The 21,915-nt window shown below is 39.7% G+C and carries 26 protein-coding genes; 11 read left to right on the top strand and 15 right to left on the bottom strand.

Annotated elements, in window-relative coordinates:
* Nucleotides 1–121: 121 nt before the first annotated feature.
* Both ACXAHI_RS18500 and ACXAHI_RS18495 read left to right on the top strand, forming a co-directional pair.
* On the top strand, nt 122–1,297 hold the full coding sequence (locus tag ACXAHI_RS18500; RefSeq protein WP_474850379.1) for an MFS transporter: 1,176 nt from the start codon (nt 122–124) through the stop codon (nt 1,295–1,297).
* Between the two features lie 141 nt (nt 1,298–1,438).
* Nucleotides 1,439–1,897: a TlpA disulfide reductase family protein gene (locus tag ACXAHI_RS18495; protein ID WP_270182650.1), complete on the top strand. Its 459-nt coding sequence runs from the start codon at nt 1,439–1,441 to the stop codon at nt 1,895–1,897.
* A gap of 33 nt (nt 1,898–1,930) precedes the next feature.
* On the opposite strand, the gene ACXAHI_RS18490 is transcribed toward ACXAHI_RS18495, so the two are convergent.
* Nucleotides 1,931–2,392, bottom strand: a complete 462-nt coding sequence (locus tag ACXAHI_RS18490) for a VanZ family protein (RefSeq protein ID WP_474850377.1) — start codon at nt 2,390–2,392, stop codon at nt 1,931–1,933.
* A gap of 101 nt (nt 2,393–2,493) precedes the next feature.
* Here ACXAHI_RS18490 and ACXAHI_RS18485 point away from each other — a divergent pair, with 101 nt between their 5' ends.
* Nucleotides 2,494–3,666: a class I SAM-dependent methyltransferase gene (locus tag ACXAHI_RS18485; RefSeq protein WP_474850375.1), complete on the top strand. Its 1,173-nt coding sequence runs from the start codon at nt 2,494–2,496 to the stop codon at nt 3,664–3,666.
* Nucleotides 3,667–3,703: 37 nt separating this feature from the next.
* Here the strand turns inward: ACXAHI_RS18485 and ACXAHI_RS18480 are convergent, their stop codons facing one another.
* Nucleotides 3,704–4,501: a VLRF1 family aeRF1-type release factor gene (locus ACXAHI_RS18480; protein ID WP_474850373.1), complete on the bottom strand. Its 798-nt coding sequence runs from the start codon at nt 4,499–4,501 to the stop codon at nt 3,704–3,706.
* Nucleotides 4,502–4,801: 300 nt separating this feature from the next.
* On the opposite strand from ACXAHI_RS18480, the gene ACXAHI_RS18475 reads away from it, so the two are divergent.
* Nucleotides 4,802–6,712: a heavy metal translocating P-type ATPase gene (locus tag ACXAHI_RS18475; RefSeq protein ID WP_474850371.1), complete on the top strand. Its 1,911-nt coding sequence runs from the start codon at nt 4,802–4,804 to the stop codon at nt 6,710–6,712.
* A 36-nt stretch (nt 6,713–6,748) separates the two neighbouring features.
* Here ACXAHI_RS18475 and ACXAHI_RS18470 read toward each other — a convergent pair whose 3' ends face one another.
* The 6 genes from ACXAHI_RS18470 to ACXAHI_RS18445 form a co-directional block, all read right to left on the bottom strand.
* Nucleotides 6,749–7,579 (bottom strand): YihY/virulence factor BrkB family protein, encoded by an 831-nt coding sequence (locus tag ACXAHI_RS18470; RefSeq protein ID WP_474850369.1) that lies wholly within the window; start codon nt 7,577–7,579, stop codon nt 6,749–6,751.
* Between the two features lie 18 nt (nt 7,580–7,597).
* Complete coding sequence (locus tag ACXAHI_RS18465) at nt 7,598–7,999, bottom strand: YtxH domain-containing protein (protein ID WP_270182656.1); 402 nt, start codon at nt 7,997–7,999, stop codon at nt 7,598–7,600.
* Between the two features lie 65 nt (nt 8,000–8,064).
* The gene (locus ACXAHI_RS18460) at nt 8,065–8,928 is read right to left on the bottom strand and encodes a fructosamine kinase family protein (protein ID WP_474850367.1); all 864 of its coding nucleotides are present in this window, start codon (nt 8,926–8,928) and stop codon (nt 8,065–8,067) included.
* Nucleotides 8,925–9,395 (bottom strand): low molecular weight protein-tyrosine-phosphatase, encoded by a 471-nt coding sequence (locus ACXAHI_RS18455; RefSeq protein ID WP_474814356.1) that lies wholly within the window; start codon nt 9,393–9,395, stop codon nt 8,925–8,927. The genes ACXAHI_RS18460 and ACXAHI_RS18455 overlap by 4 nt, the downstream gene beginning before the upstream one ends.
* Before the next feature lie 2 nt (nt 9,396–9,397).
* Nucleotides 9,398–9,799, bottom strand: coding sequence for a secondary thiamine-phosphate synthase enzyme YjbQ (locus tag ACXAHI_RS18450; protein WP_474850365.1), 402 nt, complete (start codon nt 9,797–9,799; stop codon nt 9,398–9,400).
* A gap of 30 nt (nt 9,800–9,829) precedes the next feature.
* Nucleotides 9,830–11,044, bottom strand: a complete 1,215-nt coding sequence (locus tag ACXAHI_RS18445; RefSeq protein WP_474850363.1) for an EAL domain-containing protein — start codon at nt 11,042–11,044, stop codon at nt 9,830–9,832.
* 237 nt (nt 11,045–11,281) lie between these two features.
* Here ACXAHI_RS18445 and ytvA point away from each other — a divergent pair, with 237 nt between their 5' ends.
* A complete protein-coding gene (ytvA, locus tag ACXAHI_RS18440; RefSeq protein ID WP_474850361.1) occupies nt 11,282–12,070 on the top strand; it encodes a YtvA family blue-light photoreceptor in 789 nt (262 codons plus the stop codon).
* Nucleotides 12,071–12,120: 50 nt separating this feature from the next.
* On the opposite strand, the gene ACXAHI_RS18435 is transcribed toward ytvA, so the two are convergent.
* Nucleotides 12,121–12,672, bottom strand: a complete 552-nt coding sequence (locus ACXAHI_RS18435) for a flavodoxin family protein (protein WP_474850359.1) — start codon at nt 12,670–12,672, stop codon at nt 12,121–12,123.
* Nucleotides 12,673–12,757: 85 nt separating this feature from the next.
* Between ACXAHI_RS18435 and ACXAHI_RS18430 the strand changes: the two genes are divergently transcribed.
* The 3 genes from ACXAHI_RS18430 to ACXAHI_RS18420 all read left to right on the top strand — a co-directional run bounded on the left by ACXAHI_RS18430 (nt 12,758) and on the right by ACXAHI_RS18420 (nt 14,679).
* Entirely contained in the window at nt 12,758–13,480 is a 723-nt protein-coding gene (locus ACXAHI_RS18430; protein ID WP_474850357.1) for a YwaF family protein, read from the top strand.
* 55 nt (nt 13,481–13,535) lie between these two features.
* Nucleotides 13,536–13,808 (top strand): acylphosphatase, encoded by a 273-nt coding sequence (locus ACXAHI_RS18425; protein WP_474850355.1) that lies wholly within the window; start codon nt 13,536–13,538, stop codon nt 13,806–13,808.
* Between the two features lie 70 nt (nt 13,809–13,878).
* Nucleotides 13,879–14,679 (top strand): STAS domain-containing protein, encoded by an 801-nt coding sequence (locus tag ACXAHI_RS18420; protein ID WP_474850353.1) that lies wholly within the window; start codon nt 13,879–13,881, stop codon nt 14,677–14,679.
* A 26-nt stretch (nt 14,680–14,705) separates the two neighbouring features.
* Here the strand turns inward: ACXAHI_RS18420 and ACXAHI_RS18415 are convergent, their stop codons facing one another.
* A complete protein-coding gene (locus ACXAHI_RS18415) occupies nt 14,706–15,995 on the bottom strand; it encodes a lysine N(6)-hydroxylase/L-ornithine N(5)-oxygenase family protein (protein WP_474850449.1) in 1,290 nt (429 codons plus the stop codon).
* A gap of 141 nt (nt 15,996–16,136) precedes the next feature.
* Here ACXAHI_RS18415 and ACXAHI_RS18410 point away from each other — a divergent pair, with 141 nt between their 5' ends.
* Nucleotides 16,137–16,898 carry a class I SAM-dependent methyltransferase gene (locus tag ACXAHI_RS18410; RefSeq protein WP_474850447.1) on the top strand — a complete coding sequence of 254 codons (762 nt, stop codon included), beginning with the start codon at nt 16,137–16,139 and terminating at the stop codon, nt 16,896–16,898.
* 32 nt (nt 16,899–16,930) lie between these two features.
* On the opposite strand, the gene ACXAHI_RS18405 is transcribed toward ACXAHI_RS18410, so the two are convergent.
* From ACXAHI_RS18405 to ACXAHI_RS18395, 3 genes are read right to left on the bottom strand one after another with little or no spacing between them, the layout of a single operon-like run.
* Nucleotides 16,931–17,710, bottom strand: coding sequence for an ABC transporter permease (locus ACXAHI_RS18405; protein WP_474850351.1), 780 nt, complete (start codon nt 17,708–17,710; stop codon nt 16,931–16,933).
* 2 nt (nt 17,711–17,712) lie between these two features.
* Nucleotides 17,713–18,657, bottom strand: coding sequence for an ATP-binding cassette domain-containing protein (locus tag ACXAHI_RS18400; protein WP_474850349.1), 945 nt, complete (start codon nt 18,655–18,657; stop codon nt 17,713–17,715).
* 58 nt (nt 18,658–18,715) lie between these two features.
* Nucleotides 18,716–19,078 (bottom strand): DnaJ family domain-containing protein, encoded by a 363-nt coding sequence (locus ACXAHI_RS18395; protein ID WP_474850347.1) that lies wholly within the window; start codon nt 19,076–19,078, stop codon nt 18,716–18,718.
* A gap of 190 nt (nt 19,079–19,268) precedes the next feature.
* Between ACXAHI_RS18395 and ACXAHI_RS18390 the strand changes: the two genes are divergently transcribed.
* Nucleotides 19,269–19,394 carry a DUF2639 domain-containing protein gene (locus ACXAHI_RS18390; RefSeq protein ID WP_270182669.1) on the top strand — a complete coding sequence of 42 codons (126 nt, stop codon included), beginning with the start codon at nt 19,269–19,271 and terminating at the stop codon, nt 19,392–19,394.
* A gap of 35 nt (nt 19,395–19,429) precedes the next feature.
* Here the strand turns inward: ACXAHI_RS18390 and ACXAHI_RS18385 are convergent, their stop codons facing one another.
* Complete coding sequence (locus ACXAHI_RS18385; RefSeq protein WP_474850345.1) at nt 19,430–20,122, bottom strand: VCBS repeat-containing protein; 693 nt, start codon at nt 20,120–20,122, stop codon at nt 19,430–19,432.
* A 111-nt stretch (nt 20,123–20,233) separates the two neighbouring features.
* On the opposite strand from ACXAHI_RS18385, the gene rarD reads away from it, so the two are divergent.
* On the top strand, nt 20,234–21,178 hold the full coding sequence (gene rarD, locus ACXAHI_RS18380) for an EamA family transporter RarD (RefSeq protein WP_474850343.1): 945 nt from the start codon (nt 20,234–20,236) through the stop codon (nt 21,176–21,178).
* 27 nt (nt 21,179–21,205) lie between these two features.
* On the opposite strand, the gene ACXAHI_RS18375 is transcribed toward rarD, so the two are convergent.
* Complete coding sequence (locus tag ACXAHI_RS18375) at nt 21,206–21,910, bottom strand: YqjF family protein (protein WP_474850341.1); 705 nt, start codon at nt 21,908–21,910, stop codon at nt 21,206–21,208.
* Between the last annotated feature and the right edge of the window lie 5 nt (nt 21,911–21,915).

Genomic DNA, 21,915 nt, shown 5'->3' with positions numbered 1-21,915 from the left:
TCCCTTTGCGTTCAATATCTTTATTTTAAATGAGAGTTCGCCGAAATGCGAATGGTGGTTCTTTTCTGCCTTATCCATTATAATGGCACTCATATGATCGTCTTGACGGAGTGTGAAGAAGTTGATAAATCAATACCGGTACAGATTTTTAATATTGATTACAATTGTTTTTATATCTGGCTATTCTCAAGGCATGCTTTTACCGCTCTTATCGATTTTACTTGAAGAAGCTGGCGTTTCATCGAGCATGAACGGTTTAAATGCATCAGCCCTCTATATAGGAATACTTTTTGCCTCACCTTTCATCGAAAAACCGGTTAGGAAATATGGATATAAGCCAGCCATCTCGTTCGGGTTAGTGTTAGTAGCAATTTCTATCACCCTTATACCAATCTGGCAAGCCTTTTGGTTTTGGTTTATCCTTCGAGTGATTGTTGGCATAGGAGACAACCTTCTACATTTCGCTACTCAGCTATGGATTACAACGAGCACTCCAAAAGAAAAGCGCGGAAGAAACATTGCGATTTATGGCTCTTCGTTTGGGCTTGGCTTTGCTGCAGGCCCTCTTTCAACAAGGTTAGTCGATCTATCGATTTACCTTCCGTTCTTACTTGCATCAGGGCTTGCACTCTTAACCTGGGGACTGTTAATTAGAATACGCAACGAATTTCCAGATTCCATCGATACGGGTTCAGATCGTGTTCTAATAAAGTACTGGAATGTCCTGAAAATTGGATGGGCAGCTTTACTCCCTTCATTCGGATACGGATTTTTAGAAGCGTCCTTGCATGGAAATTTTCCGGTATATGCGTTACGTATTGGACTTGATGTTAATGCTGTCTCCATCCTCCTTCCTTCGTTTGTTGTGGGAAGCTTAGTTTTTCAAATGCCGCTCGGAATATTAAGTGATAAATATGGACGGAAAAACGTTCTGTTACTAAGTATCTTCTGTGGATGGATCTGTCTATCTGCTGCAATTTTCACAACGTCACTATCGATGCTATTCATCTTACTATTCATCTCGGGGATGACGGTTGGATCGCTATTTTCACTGAGCATCACGTACTTAGCCGACCTCCTCCCGACAGACCTCTTACCAACTGGCAATATTTTAGCTGGTATTTTCTTTGGAGTCGGTAGTATACTCGGTCCTTTTCTCGGTGGGATGTTTATCGACCTTTTGGAAAAGGGAAGTATCTTCTATGTGATCAGCGGAATGCTAATCGTCTTATTCTTAGGAATTGCACTTCATACGACTACTCAACAAAACGAACCGCGTTATTCGACTAATTTATGAGTAAACTGAAACTTTTAAAGCCACTTTAATAGTATATAGAAAGCGTCGTTATTGACTTATCATATGAATATACTATAATAATAATTGTGATTAACTAATAATTATTATAAACAAATTACAATAAAAGGAGTCGATCCCCTTATGAAACTACGCGAAGAAATGCCAGAACTTGAAGGTGCTAAAACCTGGTTTAATGGAGAAGTTTCCAAAAGTGATTTAGTAGGAGACAAGCCTCTTACCCTCATCCATTTCTGGTCCATCAGCTGTGGCCTATGTAAAGAAGCGATGCCAATGGTGAATGAATTCCGTGATGAATATGCAGAAGACATGAACGTTATTGCTGTTCATATGCCTCGTTCTGAAAAAGACCTTGATCTAGATGAAATCAAACAGGTGGCTGATCAGCACGATATCTCTCAACCAATCTTTGTCGATAGTGATCATAAATTAACAGATGCTTTTGATAATCAATATGTACCTGCATACTATGTGTTTGATTCAGAAGGTAAACTCCGTCATTTCCAAGCTGGAGGCGAAGGACGCAAAATGCTAACGAAGCGTATCACGAAGCTTCTAGACAAAGCGAAAAAAGCAGAATAAATGACGAAAGGCAGCTTACAATAAGCTGCCTTTTTATTTTCTATTTAATTTTTTGTAGATAAAGAAACAAAACTTGTATACGCCATACCCTACTACAGCACCGAAACCATTCAATAAAATATCATCGATATCGAATATTCGTTGCGCAGCAAGGTATTGAAGCAGTTCGATACTCGTACTGATCAATAACCCGATTAACGTTATGACAATAACGGACCTACACTTTCGGTGCACAAGAGGCACGAGAAAGCCTAGTGGCATAAAGAGTAGAACGTTTCCTATTATGTTCTTAATGATCAGCCAGTAACTCCCACTCTCCCACATCAACTTAATGCTATCGAACAATACAAGATTGACGGATTTTCCATATGGATAGTAATTGTAAATAAATAGAGTCGTGTAAAAGAGAGTGAGCAAATAGATAAAGAGTGCGAACGTTCCGCCTCTTCTCATCCACTTGTTCTCTGTTTGAATGTCTTCGTTTTTGGTTTGCATGATTCCTATATCTCTCCCTATCCTCCATATGCTTACGAGCGACCGTTATGCTATAGTATTCTATACAAACTAAGTTCATGTAACTAAATTGAGGTGGTAAGATGCCCAACACATTAACAAGCACAGTGCTTACCCTATCATCAGCACTTGACGATCAAGCAATTCCCTATTTCTATATAAACCAAACCGCTTTATGGCTGCAAGGTGTATTAGATGATTGTAATTCTATAACTGTTTCGGTACAGTGGGACAATTTTGAGTCCGTAATTTCTTATTTCAATAACCATTATGGGCAAGCTACACCGAAACATACGGATGAAAAGTCCATGGCGACCTACGAAATAGATGGGAATCCAGTAACCATCGAATGTGAATATAACACGGTTATCCGAACGAATCCCTATTTAATAGATGTTCCTCTAAATAACAGAACGGTTCCCGCTCTATCTCTTTATCACTATCAACGTTCCGTAGAATGGGCACCGCTGATCAACGACCATCTAAGAAGGGTGCAACAGAGAATAACGGAACAAAATGAGCAAGCCTGGAACCAGCAAAACTACGAAGCCTTACTAAATAGGCATGGAACTCCCGAGCAGGTAGCAGACAAACTCAAGGCAAACCCTAATGGAAAACTAAGATCTCTCCTTCCTTACTTGCCAGATCTAAAGGGGAAACGTATTGCTAACCTGATGGGCTCTCATGGAATGAAAGCAACTGCCATGGGTTTATTAGGTGCAGATGTCACAGTGATCGACTTCTCTTATGAAAATGAGCGCTACGCAAAAGAACTTGCAGATGCATCCTCAGTTGATCTGACCTATTACCTTTCAGATATTTTAAAATTAGGCACTGAGCATCATAGCAAATACGATATCGTGGTTATGGAACTTGGTATTCTTCACTACTTCCTAGATCTACATCCGCTATTTCAAATCGTACATCACATTCTTAAACCTGGAGGTCAATTTATTCTTCAAGAGTTTCACCCGATTTCAACTAAATTGATTACATCGAAGGGTAAAAAGCATAAAGTAGATGGGAACTACTTTGATCCAACGATTCAAGAAACGAATGTTGCTTACAAAAAGCACTTGAACGAACAACAAAATACCAACGCCGTTCTTCAAAGAAAGTGGACGCTTGGAGAAGTGCTAACGAGTATTGCAGATGAAGACCTCATCATAAAACAAGTCGTAGAAGAACCTAATATCAAGGTCAACGACCGTGGCATCCCTAAGCTTTTCACTGTAAAAGCAGAACGGTTAAATTAGAAAAAGCACCTTCAGAGGTGCTTTTTCTTACGTCTTATTACGAAACGAGCGATTCTAGTACTTCGTCATCTCGTTTATCGGAGAAGTTCTTGCCTACAATTTCGGTTTGTTTATTCATCAGATTAGCTAGTTCTTCTGCTTCCTCTTTTTCACCAGCTACAAATATCTTTTCCCACTCGCGCTTTTTAGACTTTTTATCTAGTTTTGATGCCATCGATTTGTACCATCTTTCTCGATTCGCTTTAATTCTGTCTTCATATAGCTCTCTTTGTGCAGTACTTCCGTTACCAGGCGTGTTCTCGCTTCCAGTCGTACCTTCATAAATTCTCCAATTATCTTCGTCCGGGTCCCACGCGTATTCTTCACTCTTCGTTAAGAAACCAAGTTCCGTTTCTAAAATACGTACATAATCATAATGCACAAGAATGATTCCAGTGTTTGGATAATCCTTACTTAATTGTTCGAGTTGGTCAAGCTGTGGTTCTTCTTCCCAATAAAGATTCGTCTTAACCGGTACCTGAGTACGTTCAACGAACCAGATTTGATCATCAGATGAAGCGATGATCACGAGACCCCGTTTTAAGTCATTTTCAATCGAATTGATTTCATCCTGCACTTTTTCTTTTACCTTTTCAAAATTCTCTTGCTCTTCTTTATTGCCACTTTCTTTTAAGTAATCTTCAAAGTTTCGGAAACCATTTTTCAATTGAATCTTCCACTCACCATGTTGACGGTCTGGATCACGTCGGTCTGTATTTAAGTATAGAGTAAATACCTTATCTGGCTTTTGTACTTGAGCTCGTTTAATTTGATCTAGTTTTTCAGTTAATAGCATGTCATCGTGTCCTCCTTCACTTTTTGTTGCTTATAAAATGGATTCCCTGTTTTTTGTAAGGATTAAACATAAAAATATGTAGCATATTTCATTTCTTTATGATAGTAACGATGAAGACTTTGTGATAGAATAAAATCATTAAAAGATAATAATTATTCTAATTTAATGAAATGCATTCTCATTTAGAAGTCATGAAAACCGTCTTTTTGGGCTTCAAACGGTCTTTCTTAGTATTAAATCAGACATATAAGAACGTTGAGTATGAATATCTTTCTCAATTAGAAAAAATAAGGAGGAATGATGATGCAACAGTTGAATGTTCAAAACAGTACTTATACTACTCATACTCCCTTTTGGTGGATTTCTTTCAAACGACATAGCGAGTTACTTGCTGCCTTAGTAAGTGGCTTGATCATTGCTTTCACGTGGTTGATGGAAGGCGAATTTTCTTCATCCATAGAAGCTGGGCTTTATATAACTGCTTTTATTATTGGGGGATTCGCGAAAGCAAAAGAAGGCATTGAGGATTCGCTAGAAGATAAAGATGTGAACGTGGAGTTATTAATGATCATCGCTGCAATTGGTGCCGGCTCCATTGGATATTGGACAGAAGGGGCCATTCTAATCTTTATCTTTGCAGTCAGTGGTGCACTTGAAACATATACGTTAAATAAGAGTGAACGGGAACTTCAGTCACTCATGGACATACAACCCGAAACAGCTACTATCGTAGAGGATGGAATCGAGAAAGTTGTTCAAGCTTCGGAGCTAACGATCGATAGTACAATACTGATTAAACCAGGCGAACGCGTTCCTGCTGACGGAGTTATCTTGAAAGGTCAAACGTCACTCGATCAATCAGCAATTACTGGTGAATCTATTCCAGTGATCAAGCGGATCGATGATGAGGTGTTTGCTGGTACGCTTAATATATCCGGCCATCTAACGATTCGAATGACAAAACGAAACGAAGATACCGTTTTCCAAAAAATTATCGCTCTCGTTCAAGAAGCACAAGATCAAAAAGCTCCTTCACAATTGTTCATCGAACGATTAGAAGGCTGGTACGTTAAGATCGTATTACTTACAGGAGCTCTTCTTATGGTTCTCCCCCATTACCTCGTTGGATGGACGTGGGAAGAAACCATCTATAGAGCGATGGTTTTTCTAGTTGTAGCTTCCCCGTGTGCGCTCGTCGCTTCAATTATGCCGGCTACCCTGTCAGCTATTTCAGCTGGAGCAAGGAACGGAATATTGTTTAAAGGTGGCATACACCTCGAACAGCTTAGTACCGTTCGAGCTGTTGCACTTGATAAAACCGGTACACTAACTCAGGGAAATCCAGAAGTAACAGATGTAATTACAAGGGAAGACATTGAAGAAGACACATTGATTCGAAACGTTGCTTCGATTGAGAGACAATCAACGCATCCATTAGCGAAAGCGATCGTTCACTTCGCTGGGGAGACGAATTGGTTTTTGCCAGATGAAATGGAAGACCATTCTGGATGGGGCGTTAAAGCAAAAATCTCTGGAGTACAGTGGAAAGTCGGTAAACGTGAATTTTTCTCAGATGCAATTGGTTTTGATCGTTTTGAACAACGTTACAAGCAACTTCAACAAGAAGGTAAGACGATCGTACTTGCAGCTGATGAAGCAGGTATTGCTGGAATGATTGCGCTGAAGGATCAAGTACGAGCAGAATCCTCTAAGCTTGTGAAAGAATTAAAGAAACTAGGCATCGAACCTGTCATGATTACTGGAGACAGTGAGGAAACGGCTAGAGCAATCGCCAATGAAGTAGGAATTGAAAAATACTATGCAAACTGTTTACCTGAAGATAAAGTAACAAGGATCAAACAGTTAAAAGAAGAATGCGGCTCTGTTGGAATGATTGGGGACGGCATCAACGATGCACCAGCTCTTGCAACAGCTGATGTTGGAATCGCCATGGGTCAGGGGACTGATGTGGCACTAGACACAGCCGATGTTGTACTGATGAAGAACGACCTTTCTAAACTAACACGTGCTGTAAGCTTATCAAGTCGATTGAATGGTATCGTAAAACAAAATGTCATCTTTTCTATTGCAGTCATTCTCGTATTGATCTTATCTAATTTCTTCCAGTTCCTAACGCTGCCTCTAGGTGTGCTCGGTCATGAAGGAAGTACCATCCTCGTTATATTGAACGGCTTACGTTTATTAAAATAATGAATAAAAACAGCAGTCCAGGACTGCTGTTTTTATTTATGTAGACTTATTCCTCCTGAAATAGTTGGAAGTGGCGTTTATTTCTCCTCCTACAACAATTACGAGACCAGTTAAGTAAAACCATAGCATCAATGCGATAACGCCACCTAAACTACCGTAAGTAGCAGAGTAGTTCCCAAAATTATTGATGTAATATGAAAAGCCAAAAGAAACGGCCTGCCATAACACAGAGGCTGTAACTGACCCTATGATTACATCTTTATAGTGCAAACGTTTATTAGGTCCGTAATAGTAGATGAACATAAAAACGATGATCATGATCGTGAGACTCAACAACCAGCGAATCAGTGAAAACATAAAGCTAAAGGTCTCTGGAATCATAAAGAAATCAACGAAAAATCGCCATAGCATTTCTCCAAAAACAGGCAAAATCAATGCAACGACGATGACGAAGATCATTGCTAGTGACAACAAAATCGACAGCCCTCTAGCAAGAAGAAAATTTCTACTTTCATCCACATTATAAGCTCGGTTGAGTGACTTAATTATGGCATTGATGGCATTTGAAGCTGACCAAATCGTAGCGATGATACCAAACGAAAGTAATCCCTTTCGTGCGCCGTCCTCAAGAATGAGATTTTCTTGTATTGTAATAAGAGACTCTGATGGAGCATATTGAGAAATCAAATCAAGAATTTGATCCTTAGAGAAATCAAAATGAGCCAGAAGGGTAATGGCGAAAATGAGGAAAGGAAAAAGCGACAGTAAGAAATAGTACGCGAGCTGCGCAGCTAAATCTGTCACCTGATGTTCCTTTATACTCGAGAAAAGCTGCTTGCTAAAATTAACTAGAGATAAGTTCACCATATACCCTCCTGAAGTAATCTAGTGCGTGATCTCGCGGTTATGGTCTTTCGTTAATTCTTCCCCTGCTTCTACAACCCTAGAACCAATTTCTTTAATATCCTTTTGTGTTTCTTTCACAATGTTGAGTGCTTCGACCGAGCTTTCTTTTAAACCGCTGAATTTCTTAGAAAGTGTCGTGATGTCATCCTGAACCTCTTTCATCAGATCACCAGCATCTTCAACCGTTTGCCTTACCTTATTCGAATAATAAGAAGGGTTGTTTTTAACTTCTCTAAGAACCTCTCCAGTACGCTTCGATCCTTCTTTGATCGATTGTCTTGTCCCTCGATCTAAAAGAGAAATAAGAGCCCCCGCTAGACCACCGATTAGGACAGCTTTAAAAAGTTTATTTTCACTCTTCTTCTGATATGTCTCATTCATTGAAAATTGCCTCCTTTAATTTCACAAAGTTGCGATTATTTTCCCTATAATAGTTGCGCTCAAACCTAACGAGCAGTGGTGTAGCGGCGAAGAATTCGGTCTACCGCACTTCCATAGCTTTCCCCAAATATCACAAGATGAACAAGAAGATAATAAAGCTGATAAATAGGAAAACGATCTTTGTATCCATCCTCTAATGGATATTCTTCTTCATATCTTGTATAGAAAGCTTCTGAGTACCCCCCGAATAAATATGTAAATGCGATATCCACTTCCCGATCGCCATAGTATACCGCGGGATCTATTAAGAAAGGTCCTTCTTTACTACTTATCCAGTTTCCTCCCCAAAGGTCACCATGCAGCAACGAGTTTTTTGGAGCATGGTTGAGGATAACATGTAAATTGTCTCGTAGCTTCGTCAAAAGACGATTACGCTCTTTTGTGAGAACTCCTTTTTCTTCTGCTAAGGATTGTAAGTGACCTAGTCGTTTATCACGATAAAACTCGACCCAATCATTCCGTTCATTCGCTTGTGGGAGTTCCCCTATAAAGTTATTATGTTCTAAACCCGCCTTCTTACTATAATGGGCATGCATATTAGCAACGACACTTCCTAGCTTTTTATCAGCCCCATCGCTTTCAGTAGAAGCAAGCCATTCCAACAATAGAACGTTTTTTCCTACTCCACCTTTATGATGATACAGAGGGTTAGGTACAGGAACCCCATGTTCTTTTAAAAGGGTAAGTCCATTTACTTCTGCTTGAAAGAACTCTCCACCAACTGAAGGATTATACTTAACGAAATACTCTCTATCTCTCGTTTTTGCATAAAACGTACGGTTGATGGAGCCACCTGTCACACGATCCAACTGTTCAACTTCCCCATCATCTCCAAAAGCTTGAAGGGCTGAACGCACTTGAGAAATCATAGCCCGCTTTCTTCTCTAATGTGTTGAAGTAACTGATCGCAGCCCTTTTCTACCATCTCATAAACCTCATCAAAATTACCTGTGAAATACGGATCAGGAACATCTTCAATTTCAAAATCTTCTACGTAGTCCATCAGCCTAGAGATTGAACTCGTATTCGTCAGACCCGCCAGTTTATGCAATTCACCTAAATTTCCTGCATCCATTGCGACGATATATTGGAATTCCTCGAGATCACTCTTTTTGACTTGACGTGCCTGCATCCCATCGATACGAATGTTCTTCTTATTTAAAAGGTCTGCAGTCCCTTCGTGCGGAGGCTCTCCGATGTGCCAATCACCAGTACCTGCCGAGTCGACGCTAATCATATCTGAAAGACCAGCATGTGCAACCTTATCTCGAAAGACCGCTTCAGCCATTGGAGATCTGCAAATATTACCGAGACAGACAAACAACACTCGAATCATACTTATCCCTCCATCGTTTTGATGTACACAGTACGGTTTCGTGGGCCATCAAATTCACAAAAATAAATCCCCTGCCACGTACCAAGAATCATTTTTCCGTCTTGAATTAAAATTGTTTGTGAAGCTCCTACAGTACTTGTCTTCAAATGAGAAGCAGAATTTCCTTCTGCATGCCGATATTTTGGATGTTCCCATGGATATACTTCATCGAGTCTCATCAACATGTCATGTTTGACGTCAGGATCTGCATTTTCATTAATCGTTATTCCAGCCGTAGTGTGCGCTGAATACACCACTACCATTCCATTTTTGATTCCTTCTTCTTGAATGGTATTCCGTACAGTTGACGTAATATCGATCATTTCGTCTCTTTGTGTTGTGTTAACGGTCGTTTTCTTTAACATCTCTGAGCCCTCCTAGTGATTTTTATAATCTCAATGATGGTCTCGATCGTACAAATACAAGTAAGGAATATCAAGAAACAAATAATGCGTCTCATTAATAGGATACGAATATGTCCTTATCAATTCATTTGTTTCGATATCACTGTACATATCTGAGAGGTTCCCTATTCCTTCATGTTTCATTCGCATAATGTTTTCTAAGAAATACGGTCTCCAACTCCAATTGTTCCCCACATACTCTGGTTGAAGCTCCCAACTCCCATCATCGTTACGGTAGTAGTTCGATGACACCTGATTCCCATCCTCATTGCATATGTAACCTCTAAAGCAAGCGTCGTTCAAGGATCTTGAAGCTTGTGAGACAATGTCATCCCAATCGTTTTGCTTCATCATCTTAACCTGTTTTTGTAGATGCTCATTAAACCTTTTGGATAAATGATAAAGCGACAGAAGCCGATTTTGTTCATGATTGATAAACTGATGAAACTCCTTAGAAAGCAGTGGTTTGAATTGATCTCTTTCTAAAAATTCTGGACCTGGTTCTTTAATGTAATCACCTTGGTAATAGCGACCACCGTTTTCCCAAGCATATTTCATCTGACCATGTCCTTCGATTCCTTCAAACAGTAAAGTTGCTCCAATCTTACGTCCAAGCATCGACAATGCATAAAGTACATCTCGATATTCTTGAGGCATGCCTTTATCTTTAAGACTAAAAAGATTTACTTTAATAATGTTTGGATTTAAGATCGCAATCTTTTCGATATTGCTCATCTTATTTCCAGAATGACTAACAGCTATTTGCACCCCAAGACTTCTATAATAAGTTAGAAGATGTTGAAGCTTCTTTAAATCACTTTCATCCACATCATAATCAGACACCTCTAACGCGATTCGCTCATATGGAATTCCGAGATTAGCATATCCCTCTAATGATGAAGTGATCGTCTCTCCTCGATCAAACAACAAATGACTGGCATTGCAGTTAAAAAACAAGCATTCACCTGTCCCACAATCACTGTAATACTCGATCGCTAAATCTCGAACGATCGTATCAATTTCCAATATGTACTCTTCTGGTATCGAAGTATCTTCAAAAAAGAAACTAAGGTCTTCAGCACCTTTTTCTGTTTGGATCCTTCCCAATACTTCATATCCAATAATTTGTTTTTTATCAGCGCTTATGATCGGTTGAAAATATGGAAACACGTTCTCTTTATTGCCCATGACATCTAGTGCATCCACCGCTTATCCCCCTCTCCTATGTCGATTTAAATACTATTATTATAGCATGAACATCTAACTTTTTTAGAGGCTTGTCCCCTCCCAATTATGTCAGTTACTCTCTTAATTCTAAGCATAAATCCTACGAATAATTGGTTAATTATTGGTTTTTATGAGTTTGAGATTTATACTAGTAGTAACAATTAGTATAAAAGGTGATGATTTGAATGAGGGAAACACAGACACGGGGCGAACAAAATGAGAGCTAATAAAGAACAAATCAAACGAATGAAGAAAAATGAATTCATCAGGACTGCGATTGAGTACGTCGAAACAGGAGTCGTCATCACAGACCCTGAACTTCCTGACAACCCCATCATATATACGAATAAAGGCTTTGAGCAATTGAGCGGATACACTGCAGAAGAGGTCATCGGGTTTAACTGCCGGTTCCTTCAGGGCGAAGACACGGACAGAACAGTATTAAATCAGATTAAGTCTGCCATTCAGAAGAGAGAAAAAATGAAAGTGGAAGTAAAAAACTATCGTAAAAACGGAGAACCATTTTGGAACGAGCTGCAAATTTTCCCCGTTTACATTGAAAGTGAAAAGCAGTCCTATTTTGTAGGTGTCCAACAGGACGTAACGAAACGTAAGTATGCAGAAGAACGTTCCAATCATTATTTACAACAAGTAAAAGCGCTATCTACTCCGATCGTTCCGATCGATAGAGGTGTTTCGATCGTACCACTAGTCGGTGAAATCGATGATGAGCGACTAGAGCTTCTGCATCACAACGTGAGTAGACACATTCAAAGAAGCGGTGATCAGTATTTGATCCTAGACCTTTCTGGAGTGAGTCACTTTACAACTCAACTTCACAACGGCATTTACCAACTCGATCAGCTCATCAAATTAATGGGAGCTACGCTAATGATGTCTGGGGTTCGGCCAGAATTTGTTCTTGAAAGTGTACGTTCGGATTTAACATTGTCATCGATTCAAAGCTTTCCATCTGTTAAACAAGCCTTGAAAACAATTCAATAAGATAGGAAAAAAGCTTTCGAGATGTTTTTCTCGAAAGCTTTTTAGCAGACTTACTTAAGACTTTCTTTTATTATTGCATTCAATGACTTCGCATCTGAAAGCGCTCTGTGGTCTTCCTCTATCTCACCAGGCTTAACAGCTTGACCGATGATGTAATCGACCATTTTCATTCCGAGAAAGTCGCATATGTATTGAAATTGTTGAATAAGAGGCAATCCTTTGATTCTCGGATTGTCGCCGCCACATGACACCACATACACTTCTTTATCTGCTAGCTTACTCTTTAAATCAAACCGTTCATCACGCATTGCCTGCGAGAATCGATCGACCATATTCTTCATCGTCCCTGACATGCCGTACCAATAAATTGGCGTGGAGAAAACGAGAATATCGCTGTTGATGATCTCCTCAATCAAGTTATCGTGATCATCGTATACGCGTGTGAAACCACCTTCTGCATGCCGTTGATCATGAATAGGGCGGATGGATAATTGCCTTAAGTAAACCTTTGCATGGTCGATGTCATCCAGTACATGGTTTGTTAATCGTTCTGTGTTTCCATCGGGTCTTTGACTACCGTCTAATACAAGTATTCTTTTCATAACATTCTCCTTTCTTTCGCACATATTTATTTTAACGATTACACAGATCCTTTTACACTGTTTTGCTTAAAAAGGAGGTGTCATTTTGCAGAATTATTTAACCTGGTCGGTAAATGAGACCTTTTCACTCTTCTCACTACCTCACCTACTTGTACTAGTCATCTTAACGGTTTTGCTAGTCCTTACCTACCTTTTCAGAAAAACGCTACGAGCGAAACGATATAACAGAGCATTTCGCTTTATTTTGATCCTTTTATTATTCCTGTCAGAAACGAGCTTTCATGCTTGGTTTAGTTATCACGATGAATGGCGTGTCACAACAACGCTCCCACTGCAATTAAGTAGCATCTCCCTACTTCTCGCTTTGTTTTTGTTACTTTTAAAGCGGCAGTTTCTGTTTGAGATTACCTATTTCGTAGGTTCGAGCAGTGCGCTTCTTGCAATGGTTACACCTGAACTTGTTTATGCTTATCCTCATTTTCGTTTCTATCACTTTTTTGTTGCCCATGGCGGAATCGTTCTTACATCGTGGTTTATGATCGTGGTCGAAGGTTACAAACCAAGTTATTCTTCCATTTGGAGAGCGTTTATCTTTCTCAATGTGTATACAGCGCTTATTTTCCTACTAAACTTTCTTATTGACTCGAATTATATGTTTCTAATGGAGAAACCGATGAGCAATACCATCTATGCCTATCTCGGCAATTGGCCATGGTATTTAGTAACGTTAGAAGTGATCGCCATTACGTTGTTTCACCTTTTATACTTGCCATTTGCCATGATTGATCGGAAAAGAGCATCCGTTTAAACTCTCCTAAAACAGGTAAATGACTATAAAACAGGTCTTTGAAAGGATGAATATGATGAAACGTTATCACCTTATCGTAAGCGGGCGGGTGCAAGGTGTTGGGTTCAGAGCATTCACACAGCAAAAAGCAGCAAAATACAATCTAAGTGGCTATGTGAAAAATAACACGGATGGTTCTGTAGAGATCGAAGCTCAGGGTGAAGAAACACAGATTAAGCAGTTTATTTCTTCGATTGAAAAAGGCAGCGCTTTTTCTTCTGTAGAAAAGATTAATGCGAATGAAGAGGAAGTAAAGCAGGATGAAGCGTCTTTTTCCATACGTTATTAATGTTCAACCATCGCTTCTTACTCTATAATACTAGTAGATTTAAAATTGCATGAGTCGGAGGAAGCGGATTGTGACAAGTAACTCGTTTTTTGAAAATAATGAAACGATCAGAGTGCTAAATAGTATTGGTGACAACATCTTTGTATGTGATACAAGTTTTACCATCGCTTGGTATAATGAGCAGGCTGAAGATCTTTTGCAATCGATTATCGATTATCTGCCCGTCGATTCACCTTCACAATTAATCGGAAAAAGCATACATGATTTTCATAAGAATCCTGCACATCAAAAAAATATTCTATTACATCATTTGCCCTATCAAAGTACCATCACCCTTTTCAATAAGTTTGCTGCCAATATCGTTATATCAGAATATAGAAACGAAGACGGCGAAAAAGTGGGGTACATACTTGTTTGGCGAGATGTAACTGAAAAGGAAAAAGAGATCGATGAAAACAGAAAACTTGTGGAAGAGTATTCGAATACGATCCTTCCTACAGTTCTTGAGAATGCTATTCTGATTCCATTGATCGGCACGCTGACTGTAAACCGTTCAGAAAAAATGATTAGAAATGTACTCAGCTATTGCGCTAAAACGAAGACAGATTATGTTCTGATCGACTTTTCTGGATTAACAAACCTCACGGATCGTTCAGCCAATATAATAATTGAAACGATGACAAAGTCTCTTAGTCTGATGGGGATTCAAGTGGTTTATGTGGGGATTACATCACGAATTGTAAGATGGCTTATCGATCTTGACTTAGATTCGTCTATCCCTACCTATGCAACGTTTAGACAAGGAATACGAGCGGTCATGAAAAATGAAGGATACGAACTTAAGAGGGTCGATGAAAAGATCAAAAGCTGAAGAGTACACTCTTCAGCTTTTTTATACTACATCTCTTTACTTGAAAACTGCTGAAACACCGTGTTTGTCTTGATTGGAAAAATTTCTTCCCCTGCTACAGTGTTCAATATCCGTTTATTTCTTTCTACAGATAGCGCAAGGTTTGTCGCCCCCGCACCGTGAGAATGTTCAAGATTTGTGAGGGTAAAGAAATGGTTTTCTCTCCCATCTTTGAAAACGAGCTGCTGGTTTAATGTGACTTTATACCTCTTTTCATCCTCCCATTCAATTTCATCGTGCATTCTCGTAAACCATTCCGGAAAATGAGGCTTGTATCCTGTAGCTAACAACACCTTCTCAGAATCTACCGTAAACGAATGGTCTTCTTGCCACTGTCTACATGTTAATCGGTATACTCCGTCCACTTTCTCAACGCCGTTCACCTCTGTCATTGGCTGTATCGTGGTTTCAGGGTAATTCCCTTCAGCCGATCGATGGTAGAGCAAATCGTAAATGGCTTTCAAGGTTTCTGGATCGATTCCTTTTCTTAAAGGACCTAGCGTTGAGAGTGCCTCTTCTCTCTCCTCGTATGAAAGTCGATGAAAGTAAGAAATATAGTCTGGAGAGAAAACTTCCTGACCTAGCTTCGCCGACTCTAGTTGGAAGAACCCAGCTGACCTTGTAAACCAATTCAACTTGTACTTATAGAACCTCTGGTCATTCAGTAGGTCATAAAAAAGTTCTGCTGCGCTTTGCCCAGAGCCGATTACAGTGACAGAATCAGACTGCTTTAGCTGTTTCTCATGATAGAGATAATGATTTGAGTGGAGCACGTCTTCTATCGGATACTTATCAAACCCTTCTGGAACATTTGGTAGACTGCCTGTACCTAACACAACGTGTTTTGCTTTTAGTTTATGAGTCTCATCTCTATTGATATCTTCCACGATCACTTCATAGTATCGCTCTTCTTTATCATACGTTACATCGATTACTTTCTTCCCAAATTGACAGTTAGAAAGTTTTGAAGCCACCCACCGCGTATATGCATTGTATTCCTTTCTCGGGATATCGAGTTTATTAAAAAAATAAAATTGATAAAGTCTGTCGTTCTCATGCAAATAATTAATAAACGTGTATGGACTCTTTGGGTTCGCAATCGTTACGAGGTCCGCTAAAAATGGCACCTGTAAATCTGCTCCCTCAATCAACATACCTGGATGCCAATTAAACTCTTCTTTCTGATCAAAATAAATCGCTTCTATGTCTAACTCCTCAGCGAGCGCCGCCATTCCGAGATTGAATGGTCCGATTCCTATTCCAATTAAGTCATACATCATTTGATCGTTCATTATCGTCACGTCCTTTTTTTCCACTTAAACAGTTCCATATCTTGTTTTACCCTAATCAACACGATTCTAAATCTATCCGAGGGTAAACTCTGATACAATTATGATGAGGAAATAAATGGGAGGTACATCATGACGAATGATTTGTTTACTTTTTACTTGAACGAGATTGAAAAGCCCTTTTCAGGTTGGGACTTTTCTTATATTCAAGATACAGGACGTATTCATAGTGAGCGCTTGCCGTGGTGCTATACTTCAGAGGTTCTACCCATATTTAAGAATGCAAGGAGTGTTTTAGATATGGGTACAGGTGGCGGAGAATTTCTAGAGAAGCTTCAACCTTTTCCTGAGATGCTAGCTGCAACTGAAGGATATCCTCCAAATGTTCCGATTGCTAAGAATCGATTGGAACCATTAGGGGTGTCTGTTCATGAATTCGAAGAGGATGATCATCTTCCTTTCTCGAATAACCAATTTGAGTTCATCATGAATAAACATGAGGCTTATTCTCCTACTGAATTAAAACGGATTCTGACTTCAGATGGAGTGTTTATTACACAGCAGGTAGGAGGCTCCGACATGCTTGAGCTCAATCGACTTCTTGGAGCATCTACTGAAACAGAGTTTGAGCATTGGAACCTTGCTTATGCAGTGAACGAATTAGAAGAAGCAGGATTCGAAGTGTTCGGTCAGGAAGCATTTCCAGAAACACGCTTTTATGATGTAGGGGCGATTATCTATTATTTAAAAGCCATACCGTGGCAAATACCAGATTTCTCAGTAGAACGTTATCGAGATGCGCTGCTTAAGATACACATGAAGATTCAAGAAGAGGGCTATCTTGATATTCCTTCAAGCCGATTTATTATTAAGGCTAGGCTTAAAGATTAATTTGAACCCGCATACTGCGGGTTCTTTTTAGATTAATCTGCACTAACAGCTTTCGAAGCACTGACGGCAGAAAATGTAATGGTTACTGCGCATAGCAATGCGATGACAAGGAATCCTTTAGCGAGGGGCCAGAATTCCCATCCGTCAATAAAAACAGAGCGCATGGCTTCAAATAAATACGTTGTAGGGTTTATGACGGTTGCGATCTTTAACCAATTTGCTTCAATAAGTTCGTAAGGAACGAATGTTGTACTTAGAAAGATAAGAGGGAAAAAGATGAAGGTCCCAGCCTGAGCTGACTGAGCATTCTTCGTTCGTAGTGCTATTCCAACAGAATAACCGGCAAATGCTAGCCCCCATCCGAGCGTTAGTAACAACACAATCAAGATCCCGCCAAATCCTGCAGCTATTTCAAGACCAAGGAAGTACGCGATGATTAGAATCAGGATGGTTTGTATCAAGAGCTGAAGCATTCCAGCTATGATCGGGCCAAGTACAATTGCAAGTCTAGAAGAAGGAGTTAACAGCAACCTTGAGAAGAATCCCGTCTCAAGATCATTCACTAGCGCCTGTCCAGCACCACCAGCACCACCGATTGCAGCAGAAACAATTGAAACTGGGAGAATGAAAGCTAAGTAGTTAGCTCCTTCAAATGCTGGTAGCTGAGAGATCCCGCTAAGTCCGCCTTCATATACCAATAAGAAAAAGAGACTGATGAATAAATTCGGAATAAAAATGAATGGATTTCTAAGAATCGTGATGATACTTCTCTTGGAGTAGATCAACGTGTCCAGGAAGAAAGAACTTTTCATCTTCACACCCTCTCCTTTTTCTTATGCGTTACGTTGATAAATACGTCATCTAAAGATGGAGGCTTTACATTGAGGGTCTTCGGAGACAGATTTTCTTCATCTAAACTCCTTACAAGTTCAGAAAGGAGCTTTGTGCCGTTTTCTGTATAGATCGTTACTTCATTCTTCGTTTGCTCTAAGTTTTCACCGAGTCCTTCTAAAACCTTGCTCGCATGATCTGCTTCCTCAAGGTTTTCGAATGTCAGCTGAATTGCATCGAATCCTAGCGTTCTTTTCAATTCTTCAGCACTTCCTGAGGCCACGATCTTGCCCTCATTGATAATACTGATTCGATCTGCTAACTGATCAGCTTCTTCAAGGTACTGTGTTGTTAGGAAAATCGTTGTACCTTCCTCTTTGTTCAATCGTTTGATCTCTTTCCAGATCGCCTGTCGGTTCATTGGATCTAAACCTGTTGTCGGTTCATCTAGAAATAAGATCTTTGGATTATGAACGAGCGTCATCGCAAGATCTAACCTTCTACGCATACCTCCAGAATACTTTCCTGAAGGACGGTCTGCATCCCCTGTTAAGTCAACGAGGTTTAACAACTCAACTGCCCTTGCCTTTGCTTCTTTCTTCGAAAAGCCGAATAACCTTGCTTGCATTTCAATCAGTTCACGACCAGTCAATACCGAGTCGATCCCTGTTTCCTGAAGCGCAACACCGATGTTTCTTCTCACACTCTCAGGATTCTCTTTAACATTTATACCTCCAACGAGAATTTCGCCTTCTGTTGGCTTAACTAATGTTGTAAGGATTTGAACAGTCGTCGATTTCCCTGCACCATTCGGCCCAAGAAAAGCAAAGAACTCCCCTTCTTTCACTTCAAAGCTTACACCTTGTACAGCTTTAACCTCTCCTTTATATGTTTTTACGAGCTCATTCACCTTTATTGATCCATCCATATCTCAACCTCCTTTTTGATAAAAAAATACACTTATCATGCGCTGTGATAAGTGTTCATCATGTTAGTCTCCTTCTTACTTTTTCCTGGTATTCTGGTGCTTGCTTCGATAACCTTTCCGTCATGAGCTGATCATACTTCAGTTGTTTTGCAGAGATTTTTTGCTTTATATGCAACCTGTCTTCCTCATCATTACAATTTTCTAGAATTTCTTCTAATGTTAAAAGCTCTTTCTTTAATTGTGTTTCCTCAGGAAGATAGCCACTGTTTTTTAGTATTTTGTAAGCAATGCGTAACTCCTCAGGAATACTGGATAGATCCTCTAGCTTCTGCCGCTTTCCTTTTCCGGGTAAATCATTAAATTCCCCATTCTTAATAGCAGTTCTGGTTTTATCCTCCGCTATAAGCCAGGCTATGTCCAAGATCCATTCCTCCTTTCATTCATTATCTATTTTTTCAGACGTTTTGTCATGAGTAATGCGTTATAAATTTCTCGAATCGAATTTCTAAATATCCCTTTTCAGATAAAACACTTGATGTTAACATAGTCATCGATTGGGATTTGAAAATGACTCCTTAAACGAAATACTATATAGAGAAAGGATGTTTCACATGCATATCGATAGCAAAGGTTGGTACGTTGAACAACTTAAAAAGCAAGATGTACGTTACATCGAAGGACGTAAGATTGAGAAGTACAAGAAGCACATTCTTAGAAGTCGTCTAGAGCAAGAATAGGACAAAGAAGCGGGGGGCTTCCCCCGTTTTACATACTAATAGATACAAAGGGTTTGATACATAGGTACAAAATGATCACTCCGCCATTGGAGCGGGGTGGAGAGAACCCCTAACCCATCCGCGTTATACCTTCCCACAACTCGTTGATAGACGAGCAATTCATCGATACCATCCCTTTGGTAATCGATCGGATACACACCACCAGGTGGATTAACATACCCACTGATCGGTTCTTTTAACTTCCCATCCGAATTATAAATTTCTGCTAAATACTCCTGACCTTTATACAATAAGCTTACGATATACGTCTTATCTAACGTTTCATTTCTAATTTCCGCTTGATAGTAGTCTAAAAAGTTTACTGTGTAAGTGAAAGCATTAGTAAAACTTTCATTATCAAATAGCAATCTTAAATTATTTTGGTAATAGGAGTAAAGAAAATCGTACGTAATTCCTCCGCTTCCACCTGAATCCGTTCTTACGAGGATTTCTTTTACATTCTTATCAGTAAATCTGCCAAGGTATAAAGTTGGGTTATACCCACTACTGCCAGGTAACGAAAACGAGACTTCATTGGATGTTTGCCCATCTTTAATCGAGAGCACCACCTGATCGATTAACGGAGAATCCGGATAAGGTTTCGATCCCGTCAGACTCACGACATCAGGATACCCATCACCTGTCACGTCTCCTACCTGTTGGTCGATTAACATCCTATCCCTATACACTCGATCCCCTCCCCATCCACCTCATATATATGCAAACCTTCCAGTTTCTTTTCGTTGTAATCATATGGAAATAGATATAAACTAAATCAATCAAGGGAAGTGGGGGAAGCTATGAAGTCTGATTTTAATAAAGAACAAGCGATCGGTATCATGAGTGGTGCCGGCGCATATCTTCTTTGGGGAATTCTCCCTCTATATTGGAAGCTTGTTTCTGAGGTACCTTCTGAAGTTGTACTCGCCCATCGCATCATTTGGTCATTTGCATTCATGATCGTTATTTTATTGATGTTAGGAAAAGGCTCTACTTTATGGAAAGACCTCATTACAATCATAAAACAACCCAAAAAGATGATATCGATCACGTTTGCATCCCTCTTTATATCGATAAATTGGTTTGCATTCATATGGGCGGTAAACCACGATCATGTGATTCAAACAAGCCTTGGATACTATATCAATCCTTTAATAAGTGTACTTCTAGGCATCTTATTTCTAAAAGAACGCCTGTCATTCTGGCAGTTCATCTCCGTTCTACTTGCTACAATAGGGGTATTAAATCTTGTTTTTCAATTTGGAGAAATACCGTGGGTCTCGCTGATCCTAGCAGTGAGTTTTGGCCTTTACGGACTTCTGAAGAAAACGGCTAGACTTGGAGCCATGATAGGGCTCACGATCGAAACGTTGTTGATCACACCTTTTGCGATCGGTTACCTCGTTTTTACTTATAACAGCTTGCCAGAAGCTATCTATGCAAGTAACACGACAACAATGCTTTTACTTCTAGGTGCTGGGATCGTTACTGCGATACCGCTCTTATTATTTGCTACTGGGGCAAACCGCATCTCTCTTTCGATGATCGGCTTTCTTCAATACATCGCCCCAACACTGATGCTTATTCAAGGAATCTTCTTATACGGAGAATCATTTACTTCTCACCATGCAGTAAGCTTCACATTAATATGGGTGGCACTATTGATCTTCACGCTTTCTAGAACGAAACTGTTTCGTCGCATACAGCCAGGTGGGCTTCAGCGGAAACATTCATACGAATCATAAAAAAATCCCCCTCACACGAAGGGGATTTTACGTATCTGAAACCTTTTTGAACGGCCATAAATGTGTTGTAACACTCTTAGAAAAGTGAGCGAGTACTCTTTCTTCCTTAAAGAAATAATCATCAGAAAGCGTATCTTCTAAAATCGTGAACGCTGTTTTTTGCAGCGGCCACTTTTCATGCTTGATATCACCCTGAAAGACGTTGCCATTATGAACCAAGAAGAGACGCTCTCTTTCCGTTAACCAAAAATCAAGAGTTTCCTTTTCTGATTGATACGGTTCACCTATAGGACGGTAGTTGATCTGAAACTTACTTTGCTTGACGCCTCTATGTGTACGAACACCATTAAAATAAAACGTTCCATCACGCTCACTCTTCGTTAAACGCGCACGAAAATATGGCAGATGAAAAAAATTTCTGGCGATCCACACCCCTAAATTGTGATTAGCATCAAGGGTAAAGAAGTATACCCCTCTTTTGTCACCAAACTTAACATACGTTCTTACATTTAATTCGAGTAATGTTGAAGCAAAAGGTACAGGAGGCATTCCTCTAAATCGAATTCCACTCATTTCAAACGGGACAATTCCAATCCACGCTTCACCGTCAAATGTATCTACATCTAATTCCTCTGGAAGGAGTGTCTTTAACCAGGATGGGTCCACTGGCCAATGAAGAAATAGTAGGTCGCCCCAAGATTGCTTCATGATCCAACCGTTACTGTTACTCATGAGAT

Source organism: Anaerobacillus sp. ABD4_527 (assembly GCF_056160805.1).
This window is presented reverse-complemented; position numbering and strand designations above follow the sequence as displayed.

Coding starts and splice junctions, on each gene's coding strand:
- ACXAHI_RS18470 (WP_474850369.1), bottom strand. CDS start 7,579: ATGGTGAACTTATCTCTAGTTAATTTTAGCAAGCAGCTTTTCTCGAGT.
- ACXAHI_RS18450 (WP_474850365.1), bottom strand. CDS start 9,799: ATGTTAAAGAAAACGACCGTTAACACAACACAAAGAGACGAAATGATC.
- ACXAHI_RS18415 (WP_474850449.1), bottom strand. CDS start 15,995: ATGTATGACTTAATTGGAATAGGAATCGGACCATTCAATCTCGGAATG.
- ytvA (WP_474850361.1), top strand. CDS start 11,282: ATGAGAGCTAATAAAGAACAAATCAAACGAATGAAGAAAAATGAATTC.
- ACXAHI_RS18475 (WP_474850371.1), top strand. CDS start 4,802: ATGATGCAACAGTTGAATGTTCAAAACAGTACTTATACTACTCATACT.
- ACXAHI_RS18455 (WP_474814356.1), bottom strand. CDS start 9,395: ATGATTCGAGTGTTGTTTGTCTGTCTCGGTAATATTTGCAGATCTCCA.
- ACXAHI_RS18375 (WP_474850341.1), bottom strand. CDS start 21,910: ATGAGTAACAGTAACGGTTGGATCATGAAGCAATCTTGGGGCGACCTA.
- ACXAHI_RS18425 (WP_474850355.1), top strand. CDS start 13,536: ATGAAACGTTATCACCTTATCGTAAGCGGGCGGGTGCAAGGTGTTGGG.
- ACXAHI_RS18465 (WP_270182656.1), bottom strand. CDS start 7,999: ATGAATGAGACATATCAGAAGAAGAGTGAAAATAAACTTTTTAAAGCT.
- ACXAHI_RS18480 (WP_474850373.1), bottom strand. CDS start 4,501: ATGCTATTAACTGAAAAACTAGATCAAATTAAACGAGCTCAAGTACAA.
- ACXAHI_RS18495 (WP_270182650.1), top strand. CDS start 1,439: ATGAAACTACGCGAAGAAATGCCAGAACTTGAAGGTGCTAAAACCTGG.
- ACXAHI_RS18460 (WP_474850367.1), bottom strand. CDS start 8,928: ATGATTTCTCAAGTGCGTTCAGCCCTTCAAGCTTTTGGAGATGATGGG.
- ACXAHI_RS18485 (WP_474850375.1), top strand. CDS start 2,494: ATGCCCAACACATTAACAAGCACAGTGCTTACCCTATCATCAGCACTT.
- ACXAHI_RS18405 (WP_474850351.1), bottom strand. CDS start 17,710: ATGAAAAGTTCTTTCTTCCTGGACACGTTGATCTACTCCAAGAGAAGT.
- ACXAHI_RS18390 (WP_270182669.1), top strand. CDS start 19,269: ATGCATATCGATAGCAAAGGTTGGTACGTTGAACAACTTAAAAAGCAA.
- rarD (WP_474850343.1), top strand. CDS start 20,234: ATGAAGTCTGATTTTAATAAAGAACAAGCGATCGGTATCATGAGTGGT.
- ACXAHI_RS18435 (WP_474850359.1), bottom strand. CDS start 12,672: ATGAAAAGAATACTTGTATTAGACGGTAGTCAAAGACCCGATGGAAAC.
- ACXAHI_RS18400 (WP_474850349.1), bottom strand. CDS start 18,657: ATGGATGGATCAATAAAGGTGAATGAGCTCGTAAAAACATATAAAGGA.
- ACXAHI_RS18490 (WP_474850377.1), bottom strand. CDS start 2,392: ATGCAAACCAAAAACGAAGACATTCAAACAGAGAACAAGTGGATGAGA.